The sequence below is a fragment of the Polynucleobacter aenigmaticus genome (assembly GCF_002206635.1).
GTDB lineage: Bacteria > Pseudomonadota > Gammaproteobacteria > Burkholderiales > Burkholderiaceae > Polynucleobacter > Polynucleobacter aenigmaticus.
Map to the genome: position 1 here is coordinate 152523 of NZ_NGUO01000009.1, position 12949 is coordinate 165471.

General features: G+C 46.2%; 14 protein-coding genes. All 14 read left to right on the forward strand.

Features of this window, described 5'->3' with window-relative positions; translation table 11 throughout:
• Positions 1–16: 16 nt before the first annotated feature.
• Complete coding sequence (locus tag CBI30_RS06220) at positions 17–721, forward strand: succinate dehydrogenase iron-sulfur subunit (RefSeq protein WP_088527445.1); 705 nt, start codon at positions 17–19, stop codon at positions 719–721.
• Positions 718–987, forward strand: coding sequence for an FAD assembly factor SdhE (locus CBI30_RS06225; RefSeq protein ID WP_088527446.1), 270 nt, complete (start codon positions 718–720; stop codon positions 985–987). The genes CBI30_RS06220 and CBI30_RS06225 overlap by 4 nt, the downstream gene beginning before the upstream one ends.
• 82 nt (positions 988–1069) lie before the next feature.
• Entirely contained in the window at positions 1070–2383 is a 1314-nt protein-coding gene (gene gltA, locus CBI30_RS06230; RefSeq protein ID WP_088527447.1) for a citrate synthase, read from the forward strand.
• An 18-nt stretch (positions 2384–2401) separates the two neighbouring features.
• Positions 2402–3811, forward strand: a complete 1410-nt coding sequence (leuC, locus tag CBI30_RS06235) for a 3-isopropylmalate dehydratase large subunit (RefSeq protein ID WP_088527448.1) — start codon at positions 2402–2404, stop codon at positions 3809–3811.
• Between the two features lie 9 nt (positions 3812–3820).
• A complete protein-coding gene (locus tag CBI30_RS06240) occupies positions 3821–4024 on the forward strand; it encodes a hypothetical protein (protein ID WP_088527449.1) in 204 nt (67 codons plus the stop codon).
• A 45-nt stretch (positions 4025–4069) separates the two neighbouring features.
• Complete coding sequence (gene leuD, locus CBI30_RS06245; RefSeq protein WP_088527450.1) at positions 4070–4717, forward strand: 3-isopropylmalate dehydratase small subunit; 648 nt, start codon at positions 4070–4072, stop codon at positions 4715–4717.
• 23 nt (positions 4718–4740) lie between these two features.
• Entirely contained in the window at positions 4741–5814 is a 1074-nt protein-coding gene (gene leuB, locus CBI30_RS06250; protein WP_088527451.1) for a 3-isopropylmalate dehydrogenase, read from the forward strand.
• A 52-nt stretch (positions 5815–5866) separates the two neighbouring features.
• Positions 5867–7024, forward strand: coding sequence for an aspartate-semialdehyde dehydrogenase (asd, locus tag CBI30_RS06255; RefSeq protein ID WP_088527452.1), 1158 nt, complete (start codon positions 5867–5869; stop codon positions 7022–7024).
• Positions 7024–8415, forward strand: a complete 1392-nt coding sequence (locus CBI30_RS06260) for a FimV/HubP family polar landmark protein (RefSeq protein WP_088527453.1) — start codon at positions 7024–7026, stop codon at positions 8413–8415. The genes asd and CBI30_RS06260 overlap by 1 nt, the downstream gene beginning before the upstream one ends.
• A 9-nt stretch (positions 8416–8424) precedes the next feature.
• On the forward strand, positions 8425–9249 hold the full coding sequence (truA, locus tag CBI30_RS06265; protein ID WP_088527454.1) for a tRNA pseudouridine(38-40) synthase TruA: 825 nt from the start codon (positions 8425–8427) through the stop codon (positions 9247–9249).
• 43 nt (positions 9250–9292) lie between these two features.
• On the forward strand, positions 9293–9967 hold the full coding sequence (locus CBI30_RS06270) for a phosphoribosylanthranilate isomerase (RefSeq protein ID WP_088527455.1): 675 nt from the start codon (positions 9293–9295) through the stop codon (positions 9965–9967).
• Between the two features lie 31 nt (positions 9968–9998).
• Positions 9999–11192 (forward strand): tryptophan synthase subunit beta, encoded by a 1194-nt coding sequence (gene trpB / locus CBI30_RS06275; RefSeq protein ID WP_088527456.1) that lies wholly within the window; start codon positions 9999–10001, stop codon positions 11190–11192.
• 47 nt (positions 11193–11239) lie between these two features.
• Positions 11240–12037: a tryptophan synthase subunit alpha gene (gene trpA / locus CBI30_RS06280; RefSeq protein WP_088527457.1), complete on the forward strand. Its 798-nt coding sequence runs from the start codon at positions 11240–11242 to the stop codon at positions 12035–12037.
• Between the two features lie 22 nt (positions 12038–12059).
• The gene (gene accD / locus CBI30_RS06285; RefSeq protein ID WP_088527458.1) at positions 12060–12947 is read left to right on the forward strand and encodes an acetyl-CoA carboxylase, carboxyltransferase subunit beta; all 888 of its coding nucleotides are present in this window, start codon (positions 12060–12062) and stop codon (positions 12945–12947) included.
• Positions 12948–12949 lie beyond the last annotated feature (2 nt).

Sequence of the window (12949 nt, forward strand, 5' to 3'; positions counted from 1 at the left end):
CGAAGAGAAATAGAAAATGAGTGATATTCGTATATTTGAAATTTACCGCTACGATCCTGATGTCGATGCAGCTCCACGTATGGAACGTTATGAGCTTGAGTTGACTGGTGAACGTATGTTGTTGGATGCCTTGATTTCTTTAAAGAAGCAAGATGAGAGCATCACCTACCGCCGCTCATGCCGTGAAGGTGTTTGTGGCTCAGATGCCATGAACATTAACGGTAAGAATGGTTTAGCTTGCTTAACTAATATGTTGACTTTGCCAAAAGTGATCACATTGCGTCCATTGCCTGGCTTGCCAGTTGTGCGTGATTTGATTGTTGATATGACTTTGTTCTTCAAGCAATATTTGTCTATCAAGCCTTATTTAGTGAATGACAATCCTGCGCCTGAAAAAGAGCGCTTGCAGAGCCCTGAAGAGCGTGAAGAGTTAAATGGATTGTATGAGTGCATCTTGTGCGCCTCATGCTCCACATCATGCCCGTCTTTCTGGTGGAATCCGGACAAGTTTGTTGGCCCAGCGGGCTTACTCCAGGCCTACCGCTTTATTGCCGATAGTCGTGATGAAGATACTGCGCAGCGCTTAGATAACTTGGAAGACCCATATCGTTTATTCCGTTGCCATACCATCATGAATTGTGTGGATGTATGTCCTAAGCATTTGAATCCAACCAAGGCAATTGGAAAGATCAAGGAATTAATGGTTCGTAGGGCGGTATGACCCTTAGCAATGCAGAGTTATATCGTTTAAAGAGTGATGCCCGCAGGGGCTTACTTGAGAATGATTTAATTCTGCAGCGTTTCTTTGGGCGCTACGGTGCCCAGTTAAATGCGGAAGATGGAAAAGTTTTAACCCAATTACTGGCCCTGGAAGACAATGACTTGATGGATTTATTAATCGGTCGTAAGGATTCTGTGGCTGTGCTGGAAAAAGAAGCTCAGGAGGCCTCTTTTAAAGCGGTTTTACAAAGGCTGAGAGAGAAGTAACTCGGCACTTTGATGTAGTTGTAGCGCGGATGCATAATCAAAAAGCGTATTAATCATCAATTTGAATGACTAAGGATTAGAAATGATTGAATCGGATATCAAGGCAAAACTCTCGTTTTCGGATGGCACCCCAGATATTGATCTGCCAATTTACAAGGGGACTGTTGGCCCTGATGTAATCGATATTCGTAAGCTCTACGGCCAGACTGGTAAGTTTACTTACGATTCAGGCTTTCTTTCCACCGCCTCATGCAACAGCAAAATTACCTACATCGATGGTGATAAAGGTGAGTTGCTATATCGCGGCTACCCAATCGAAGATTTAGCGCATAACTGTGACTTCTTAGAAGTTTGCTATCTATTGATTAATGGTGAATTACCAAACGCTGCACAGAAAAAAGATTTCGAAGAATTGGTCATGCATCACACGATGGTTCATGAGCAAATGCAATTCTTCTTGCGCGGTTTCCGCCGTGACGCCCATCCAATGTCCGTGTTGACTGGCTTGGTTGGTGCAATGGCAGCTTTCTATCATGATGAGATCGATTACAGCCAGCCACACGCTCGTGAAGTAGCGCAAATTCGTTTGATCGCGAAGATGCCAACATTGGTTGCCATGGCTTATAAGTATTCTGTTGGCCAGCCATTTATCTATCCTGATAACTCTTTGTCATACACAGCAAACTTTATGCGCATGATGTTTGCAACTCCTTGCGAAGAGTACAAAGTGAACCCATTATTGGTGCGCGCTTTAGACCGCATCTTCACATTGCATGCTGATCATGAGCAAAATGCATCGACTTCAACAGTACGTTTGTGCGGTTCTTCGGGAACAAATCCATTTGCCGCCATCTCTGCCGGTATTGCATGCCTGTGGGGCCCAGCTCATGGTGGTGCAAACGAAGCTTGTTTACAGATGTTGAATGAAATTCAAGCAAATGGTGGCGTTGAGAAGATTCATGAATTCATCGCTCAAGTGAAAGATAAGAACTCTAGCGTTCGTTTGATGGGCTTTGGTCATCGCGTCTATAAAAACTTTGATCCACGCGCAAAATTAATGCGTGAGACTTGCTACGAAGTATTGAATGAGCTTGGTCTGCAAGATGATCCATTATTCAAATTAGCAATGACACTTGAGAAAATTGCATTAGAAGACGACTACTTTGTAAGTCGTAAGCTCTATCCAAACGTAGACTTCTACTCAGGCATCGTGCAGCGCGCCTTAGGTATTCCAACAGAAATGTTTACCTGTGTTTTTGCTTTGGCAAGAACAGTGGGTTGGATTGCTCAATGGGAAGAGATGATCACTGATCCTGAGTACAAGATTGGTCGTCCACGTCAGTTATATGTTGGAGAAACTTCACGTAAAGTTCCCAATATTACTGTTCGTAAATAAAAGTTTTAAAGGGTTTTCATGTCACGCACGCTTTACGATAAATTGTGGGATGACCATGTCGTCTATTCAGAACAAGATGGCACGGCCACGATATATATAGATCGTCAGTTATTGCATGAGGTGACAAGCCCTCAAGCTTTTGAGGGCTTGAATATTGCCGGCCGCCCTGTTTGGCGTATTTCTGCCAACTTGGCGGTATCCGATCACAATGTTCCAACTACCGACCGCTCCGAAGGGATAGCAGACCCTATTTCTAAGTTGCAGGTAGATACGCTAGATCAAAATTGCGATGCCTTTGGCATTACGCAGTACAAAATGAATGACTCCCGTCAAGGGATTGTGCATGTAATTGGACCGGAGCAGGGTGCTACTTTGCCTGGCATGACCGTTGTCTGTGGCGATTCACACACCAGCACTCATGGCGCATTTGGAGCATTGGCATTTGGTATTGGTACGTCAGAAGTTGAGCATGTACTAGCCACCCAAACCTTGCTAATGAAAAAGAGCAAAAACATGTTGGTTAAGGTTGATGGGCGTTTGCAACCTGGCTCTACTGCTAAAGATATTGTTCTTGCGGTCATTGGTAGGATTGGTACTGCTGGTGGTACGGGCTACACCATCGAGTTTTCTGGCGAGGCTATTCGCAACCTGTCCATGGAAGGTCGGATGACTGTCTGCAATATGGCAATCGAGGCAGGTGCTCGCGCTGGCCTAGTGGCGGTTGATGAGACCACGATTGACTACATTCAAGGTCGACCTTACGCTCCCAAGGCAGAAGCATTGCGTCATGCTCTGCAATACTGGCGCACTTTGCATTCAGATGTCGATGCGAAGTTCGATGCCGTAGTGGAGTTGCGTGCCGAAGAGATTGCCCCTCAAGTGACTTGGGGTACTTCGCCTGAAATGGTTCTTTCTATTGGTGATCGCATTCCAGATCCTGAGAAAGAGCACGATACGAATAAGCGTTCCGCAATGGAGCGTGCGCTGGAATACATGGGTCTCGTTCCAAATACCCCAATGAGTCATATTTCTGTAGATAAAGTATTTATTGGTTCCTGCACAAACAGTCGCATTGAGGACATTCGTGCTGCTGCTAAGGTCGTAGACCGCTTAGGTAAAAAAGTTGCTGCTAATGTCAAATTGGCAATGGTTGTGCCTGGCTCTGGTTTAGTCAAGGCTCAGGCCGAGCGAGAAGGTTTAGATCGGGTCTTTAAAGCTGCTGGCTTTGAATGGCGCGAGCCTGGTTGCTCCATGTGTTTGGCCATGAATGCTGATCGCCTTGAGCCAGGTGAGCGTTGCGCCTCTACCTCCAATCGTAATTTTGAAGGTCGCCAAGGTAATGGCGGAAGAACGCATTTGGTTAGCCCGGCAATGGCTGCTGCTGCTGCCATTGAAGGTCACTTTGTTGATGTTCGTAAGATTTCTTAAGGAATTAGCGTGTTTAAATGGTCTACTTTCACAATGATTAAAAAACTTACTATCGTTGCTATTGCAGGAATTATTATTTCAGCCTGTAGCAATACGATGGAAGGTCTTGGTAAAGATATGCAAACCATGGGCAACTCCATGGGTGGCAATAGCACTACAACCAACCAATCCCAAACAAAAGGGAAAGATGTTGTTGTAACGCCAGTGAAGTAAGTGCTTTTAAATAAGTAATCAGTCGATATTTAGCAAAAGATCATCATGGAAAAATTTACGGTATACAAAGGTTTAGTTGCTCCGCTTAATCGCGAGAACGTAGATACCGATGCCATCATCCCAAAGCAATTCTTAAAATCGATTAAGAAAACAGGCTTTGGTCAGAATCTATTTGATGAGTGGCGCTATTTAGATCATGGCGAACCTGGTCAAGATTGCAGCATCCGCCCAATTAACCCTGATTTTGTTTTAAACCAACCACGCTATAAAGATGCGGGTATTTTGCTAGCCCGCAAGAATTTCGGTTGCGGTAGCTCGCGTGAACATGCGCCATGGGCACTGGATCAGTATGGCTTCAGAGCGGTGATTGCCCCTAGTTTTGCAGATATTTTCCACAATAATTGCTTCAAGAATGGCATTTTACCGATTGCTCTATCAGAACTACAGGTAGACCATTTGTTTAACGAAACGCTGGCATTTAACGGCTACCAGCTCACGATTGATCTGGAAAGCCAGCAGGTGATTACCCCTGATGGCACGGCCTATAGCTTTGATGTGGCGCCATTTAGAAAGCATTGCCTGCTAAACGGATTAGACGATATTGGCTTAACCCTGCAACATGCAGATAAAATCAAGGCTTACGAAGCTGAGCGCATCCTCAAGATGCCTTGGCTTGCTACACAACTGCCGTAGTTTTATAGAGTTAAAGGCCTTTCATGAAAATTGCAGTCCTACCGGGCGATGGTATCGGCCCGGAAATCGTTGCTGAAGCCGTTAAGGTATTAAACGCGCTTGGCCCTAAATTTGACCTCGAGACAGCCCCTGTTGGCGGCGCTGCTTATGATGTTGCCGGTCATCCATTGCCACCTGCGACTCTAGAGTTGGCCAAAAAAGCAGATGCTATTTTGTTTGGGGCTGTCGGTGACTGGAAATACGATACCTTGCCACGTGAACTGCGCCCTGAACAAGCCATTTTGGGATTACGTAAGCATTTGGAATTATTTGCTAATTTTAGACCCGCAATTTGTTATGACGAGTTAACTGCTGCATCTAGCCTAAAGGCAGAGATTATTGGTGGTCTCGATATTTTGATTATTCGTGAACTGAACGGCGACATTTATTTTGGTCAACCGCGCGGTATTCGTACTTCAGAGCTTCCTTTGTTCAAAGGTGCGCGTGAAGGTTATGACATGATGCATTACAGCGAGCCAGAAGTTGAACGTATTGGTCGCGTTGCATTTGAAGCGGCGCGTAAACGAGGTAAAAAAGTTTGCAGCGTTGATAAAGCAAACGTTTTAGAGACATCGCAGCTCTGGCGTGAGGTAATGACCCAAGTTGCTAAAGACTATCCAGATGTGGAGTTGTCACATATGTATGTCGACAATGCAGCAATGCAACTAGTCAAGGCACCAAAAGCATTTGATGTAGTGGTAACTGGCAATCTGTTTGGTGACATTCTGTCTGATGAGGCAGCGATGTTAACCGGCTCTATTGGCATGTTGCCATCAGCTTCATTAGATAAAAATAATAAAGGCCTGTATGAGCCTAGCCATGGATCAGCCCCCGATATCGCTGGCAAAGGTATTGCAAACCCTTTGGCGACCATTTTGTCAGCTGCCATGATGTTGCGTTACTCCTTGGGTTTACCACAGGAGGCTGATCGTATTGAGGCGGCGGTCCAAAAAGTTCTTGCACAAGGGTTACGAACGGCCGACATCTACACAGAAGGCACGAAGAAGATTTCCACCGTTGAAATGGGCGATGCTGTAGTAGCGGCTCTTTCAAAATAAGAAATACATACACTCAAAATAAATCATCACACTGAATAGATAGTCGATCATCATGGCAAATACAAATACACCATTAGTAGGCTTAGTCGGCTGGCGCGGTATGGTTGGTAGCGTTCTCATGGAGAGAATGTTGGCTGAAAAGGATTTCGAGCTTATAGAGCCAATTTTTTTTAGTACCAGCCAAGCAGGCGGTGAAGTGCCGCTGTTAAATGGTCAAAAGGTTACCAAGAACGAAAACGCCCTACAAGATGCGCATGACATCAAAGCGCTATCACGTTGCGACATCATTTTGACTTGTCAGGGCGGTGATTACACCAATGACATTTTTCCTAAGCTACGTGCCGCTGGATGGCAGGGCCATTGGATTGATGCAGCAAGTGCCTTGCGCATGAAAGATGATGCTGTTTTAGTTTTAGACCCCGTAAATCGCTCTGTGATTGATAACGCCTTAGCTGCCGGTGGAAAAAACTGGATTGGTAGTAATTGCACGGTGAGTTTGATGATGATGGCCATGGGCGGTCTAGTGAAGGCTGATATGGTTGAGTGGATTAGCGCTATGACCTACCAAGCTGCATCCGGTGCTGGTGCGCAGAATATGCGCGAACTCCTTTTGCAAATGGGTGCTTTGCGTGACAGTGTTGCAACTGAACTAGCTGATCCTTCATCTTGGATTTTAGATATCGATCGCAAAATTACCGAGACACTCCGCTCTCCCGATTTTCCGAAGAAAAACTTCCGTAACACGCCTTTGGCGGGTAGTTTGATTCCTTGGATTGATGTTCCGGTTGAGAATGGCCAAACGAAAGAAGAGTGGAAGGGTGGAGCTGAATTCAATAAGATCTTAGGTCGACCTGCATTTAGAACGCCTGGCAGCATTCCAATTGATGGTCTTTGCGTGCGTGTTGGTGCCATGCGTTGTCACTCACAAGGTTTGACAGTCAAACTCAAGAAAGATATTCCATTAAAAGAGATTGAGGAAATCTTGGCTAACGATAACCAATGGGTAAAAGTGATTCCTAACGATCGTGAGACCACTGAGCGTGAATTATCACCAGCCGCAATCAGCGGTACCTTGACTGTACCTATTGGCCGCCTGCATAAGATGGCAATGGGTCCTGAATATCTTGGTGCCTTTACTGTCGGGGATCAGCTCTTATGGGGTGCTGCTGAGCCACTGCGTCGCATGCTGCGCATCCTGCTTGAACATTAATGTTTCGAATTAGCCGGATACAGTTTGCAAAAGCACTTTGCTTAGTTTGGCTAAGTTGGTCTTGCTCGGCAGGCGCGATCTCACTGGGTTCGCCCAAGCTTCTCTCTAGGCCTGGTGAGCCACTAAAGGTGGAGTTTCCGATTCGGGTGGGTATTGATGAGCAATCAGCACTACCTAGTCTGAATGTTGCCATCTCTAATAGAGCCTCCTATGAGCGCCTCGGGATTTCTAAAAAAATAATAGATTTAAATCCGCAGGCAATGATTTATCGCAACCAACAACAGCAGCTCATGGTGTTGCTTGAAACGGTTGAGGCTGTTCCAATAACAGATGATCCATTCTTAGATGTCTTAGTGACACTCAATTGGTCTGCAGGTAGCCTTACTAAGGCCTATACCTTGTTATTGGGTGATGCTCAGAAAATTTTAGTCAGACCAGGTCAAACATTATCTGAAATTGCAGCTCAATTAGCACCTCAGTTGCCAGGCGCGAGCTTAGATCAAACGATGATGGCTTTGTTTAAAGCCAACCCCGATGCATTTGCTAGCGGTAGCATTAATCGTCTTGAGGCTGGTGCTGAACTCAATACGCCTAACCAAGCATTACTGAGATCTATTAGCCCGGCAGAGGCAAATCAATTCGTAGCTGAATCTAATGCTCAGTGGCGCTCTGATCAAGAAGCCAAGAGTGGGGCATCATCTACCTCCAGCGTCGAAAAGAATGTTGCTGAATTAGCCCCTAAAGATAGACTCAAGATTGGATCTAGTGCTGAAGGTAGTTCTGAGGAGCGCCGCTATACGGAAGAACTAGTTGCTCAGGAAAAAACGTTAGAGCAGACTCGTGCACGCATTGTTGAGCTTGAGAAAAATATTGCAGATTTACAGCGTCTCGTTGTTCAAACAAAGGGAAGAGATAAGGATAAGGATCTGAATACCCTTAACAATCTTGGGCTGGGTGGATTTGCACCTGCTTTACTGGCCCTAGTATTGATGGGCTTTACAGGTTTACTGCTTTGGTTATTGGCAAAGAATGCGCGCAAATCTGAGCTACGTAATTTTTCTAAAGAAGCAACAAACGCGATAACTCCCTTGAAGGATCATTCCGTATCTCATGGGGTGATGCCTGAGCGTGCTAAGGCGCTATTTGCAGGGATTGATTTGGAGTTAACTTCTCCCAAAAAGCCTGCCCCAACATCCCCCATTGTGGCAAATCCTCTTGCCGAGGCCTTACGTGTGAAGTTAAATTTGGCTCGAGCCTACATCACGATTGAGGACTTTTCGGCAGCCAAGAAATCATTGCAGGAAATCGTTCATATTGGTGGGTCTATTGATCCAGCAATTACGGTAGAAGCTCAAGGCCTCTTGCTTGAGTTGTCACACAGCAATAACTAAGGTCTTCCTATGCGTATAGCCTTAGGCCTCCAATATGATGGCAGCCACTTTTCAGGCTGGCAGTCTCAAGTAAATCAAAATACTATTCAAGATGAATTAGAAAAAGCCATTTCTGCATTTGTTGGAATTGATGCTCTGAAGTCCAATCCCATACGCGTGATTACTGCTGGTAGAACGGATACAGGTGTTCATGCATTGGGGCAGGTTGTTCACTTTGATGTTGAGGTGGAGCGTGAAAATTGGTCGTGGGTGAGGGGGGTTAATACCTTCCTTCCCGAATCAATTGTGGTGAACTGGGCGCAGCCAGTTTCTGATGAGTTTAGCGCCCGCTATTCCGCCCATGAGCGCACTTACATTTACGCATTGCACGCTGGGCCTTGCCGCTCCCCAATGAGCGCTTCACGCGCGGGTTATGTGATGCTTCCTGCTGATCGCTGGTTTGATGTGGACGCCATGAAGCGCTCTGCAGGATATTTAATTGGTGAGCACGATTTCACCTCATTTAGATCTTCGGAGTGCCAGAGCAAGACCCCTGTGAAAACTATCTATTCCATTGAGATTTTCTCTGATGAGCCGTGGCTGTATTTCAAGATTAAAGGGAATGCCTTTTTGCACCACATGGTACGCAATTTGGTGGGTAGCTTTATTCAAATTGGCATTGGCAAACAATCTGCCGATTGGATGGCTAAAGTATTGGCTGCAAAAGATCGTAGCATTGCAGCGCCCACATTTTCACCAGCCGGCCTTTATCTAGCTCAAATTGCTTACCCAGAAGAATTTAATATCCCCAAACCTTGGCTTGAGAACTCTTGGCTCCCTAAAAACCTCTTTTAATCAAAGCCTGTTATTTCAGGGCTAAAGCCTTATCATTTCCTTTATGGGCTTACTTAATTATTCCTCCGGTCGAACCAGAGTCAAAATCTGCGGTCTTAAGACGCCTACAGATGTCGATGCTGCTGTTGCTGCTGGGGTAGATGCGGTAGGTTTCGTTTTCTATCCCCCGAGTCCGAGGGCTGTGAGTCCTAATATCGCTGCCACCTTGATCTCTAGGCTCCCTGCAGGGGTAGATGCTGTAGGTTTGGTTGTAAACCCTACAGATGCAGAATTTGAGGCTATTCGAGCTGTTGCCCCAATCACTTTATGGCAGTTTCATGGGGATGAGTCCCCTGCGGAATGCCAACGCTTAGCGGCAGGTCAGCCATGGATTAAGGCTGCCCGTGTAGGCGCCGACTTCGCTTTTGCTGATTTTTCCCTACAATATGGTCAAGCAAGTGCCTTTTTGCTCGATGCCCTAGTTGAGGGATATGGAGGGGGAGGCATTCCTTTTGATTGGTCAGGAATCCCGCAAGTATGGATAATCGCAAACGCGCCTCAGGTCGTTTTGAGTGGTGGATTGAACGTTCACAACGTGGGCGAAGCCATTTCACGTCTACACCCTTGTGCGGTTGACGTCTCTAGTGGCGTAGAAATCAGCAAGGGCGTCAAAGATCACGCCTTGATGAAGGAATTTATCCAGGCGGTGCGCGCGGCAGACGCAAGCGCATCCCCCTAATATTTGCGGTAATTAATTAAAAGAGGTATTTATGTACGATAAGCCAGATGCACGAGGACACTTTGGTCCTTATGGTGGCGTATTTGTTTCGGAAACTTTAATGTTTGCTTTGGATGAGCTCAAAGCTGCTTATGCTAAATATCAATACGATCCAGAGTTCCTTGAGGAGTTTCATTACGAGCTCAAACATTTTGTAGGTCGTCCATCACCGGTTTATCACGCGAAGCGTTGGAGCGAGATGCTAGGCGGTGCGCAGATCTATCTGAAGCGCGAAGATTTAAATCACACTGGCGCTCACAAAATTAATAACGTCATCGGCCAGGCAATGCTGGCTAAACGCATGGGCAAGCCTCGCATTATTGCGGAGACTGGAGCGGGGCAGCATGGTGTTGCTACTGCAACCATCTGCGCACGCTTTGGCTTGGATTGCACTGTGTACCAGGGCTCCGTTGACGTTGCCCGTCAAGCGCAAAATGTGTTCCGCATGAAGTTGCTCGGTGCAAAAGTAGTCCCCGTTGAATCGGGCACCAAGACACTAAAAGATGCGCTTAATGAGGCGATGCGTGATTGGGTTACTAATGTGGACGATACCTTCTACATCATCGGCACTGTTGCTGGCCCACACCCATACCCCATGATGGTCAGAGATTTCCAGAGTGTGATTGGTGAAGAGTGCAAAGTTCAAATGCCTGAGCTCACTGGCCGACAACCTGATTATGTAATGGCTTGCGTTGGTGGTGGTTCCAACGCAATGGGTATCTTCTATCCCTATATAGATTTTCCTGAAGTGAAACTCATTGGTGTTGAGGCTGCAGGACATGGCTTGAACAGTGGTTTGCATTCAGCAGCACTGTGTGTTGGTAAGCCGGGTGTATTGCACGGTAATCGCACTTATCTTTTGCAAGATGAGAATGGTCAGATTTCTGAAACGCATTCAGTTTCAGCAGGCATGGATTACCCAGGCGTTGGTCCTGAGCATGCCTGGTTGAAGGATTCGGGTCGCGCTGAATATGTTGCAGTGACAGATGAAGAGGCTCTTAAAGCTTTTCACGATTGCTGCCGTATCGAAGGCATTATTCCTGCGCTTGAATCCTCTCACGCAATTGCTTATGCCTGTAAATTAGCACCTACACTCCCCAAAGACCAAACTATTTTGGTGAACCTATCTGGTCGTGGTGATAAGGACATGCATACCGTTGCTCAGGCTACTGGTTCTGAAGGCTAATTCGCAGTTATTCACTGCGCTACACAAAGAAATTTATACGAATTGTTATGTCAAAAATTACTGCACTCTTTAACGACTTAAAAGCTTCTGGGAAAAAAGGGCTTATTCCTTTTATTACTGCTGGTGATCCCGATCCTAAACTTACTGTTGAGTTGATGCATGCCTTAGTTCGTGGTGGTGCCAACGTGATTGAGTTGGGGGTTCCATTCTCAGATCCGATGGCCGATGGCCCAGTCATTCAGCGTTCCTCTGAACGAGCTCTGTCACAAGGCGTTACTTTGCATGGCTGTTTGGAAATGGTCAAAGAGTTTCGCAAGTCTGATGTAAATACGCCAGTAGTGCTGATGGGTTATGCAAACCCAGTCGAGCAGATGGGGGCAGAGCGTTTTGCCACTGAAGCAAAGGCTGCGGGCGTTGACGGTGTCCTGATTGTGGATTACCCACCAGAAGAGTGCATTGATTTTGCGGCGCGTATGCGTGTAGCTGGAGTTGACCCTATTTTTTTATTAGCCCCCACTTCATCACTGGAGCGCATAAAAGAGGCCGCCAAAATAGCTTCTGGTTATATTTACTACGTCTCTATGAGGGGGGTTACAGGCGCATCCCATCTCAATACTCAAGATGTAGCCAGCATTATTCCCAAAATCCGTGAAGTTACTCAAATCCCGATTGCTGTAGGTTTTGGTATTAATGATGCAGAAAGTGCCCGCACGGTATCAAAAACAGCGGATGCAGTGGTCATTGGTAGTCGAATTATTCGCCTTTTGGAGGATTCACCCCCTAGCCAAGCGGTACAATCACTTGAAACCTTTATACGTGAAATTCGCGTCGCTTTAGATAGTTAATGCACTGGATAGTTAGAGACTGATGAGCTGGATTGATAAATTACTACCCCCACAAATCCAACATACGGATCCTGCGAATCGCAAATCTGTTCCTGAGGGACTTTGGGTTAAGTGCCCCAGCTGTGAAATCGTGCTTTACAGCGCTGATATTGAAGCCAATCTCTCCGTCTGTCCAAAATGTAGTCATCACATGCGTATTGGCGCCCGTCAGCGACTCGATAGTCTCTTAGACCCTAAAGGCCGCTACGAAATCGGCGCAGATATTTACCCAGTTGACCCGCTCAAATTTAAAGATTCAAAAAAGTACTCTGACCGCCTGAAAGAGGCGACCGACGCTTCCGGTGAATCCGAGGCATTGATTGTTATGAGTGGAAAAATAGAGAGCATTCCAGTGGTAGCGGCCTGTTTCGAGTTCCAGTATATGGGCGGCTCAATGGGCTCCGTTGTTGGAGAGCGTTTTGCTCGTGGCGTGCAAGAGGCAATTGCTAAAAAGTGTGCTTTTATCTGCGTAACTGCAACTGGTGGCGCTCGTATGCAAGAAAGCTTGCTATCACTTTTCCAGATGGCCAAAACAAACTCCATGTTGACCTTGCTATCTAAAAAAGGCTTGCCTTACATTAGTGTGTTGACTGATCCAACAATGGGCGGTATCTCAGCCAGCTTTGCTTTTATGGGGGATGTCGTGATGGCGGAACCTAAAGCATTGATTGGTTTTGCAGGCCCCCGAGTAATTGAGCAAACTGTGCGTGAAAAATTACCAGAAGGTTTTCAGCGTTCTGAATTTTTAATGCAAAAGGGCGGTATCGATATGATTGTTGATCGTCGCCAAATGCGAGGTGAGATAGCCCGTTTGTTGGCTTTGCTTCAGCAGCTTCCTGAGCCTGCGATTGCGGGTAGCGCGGCTGTATAAAG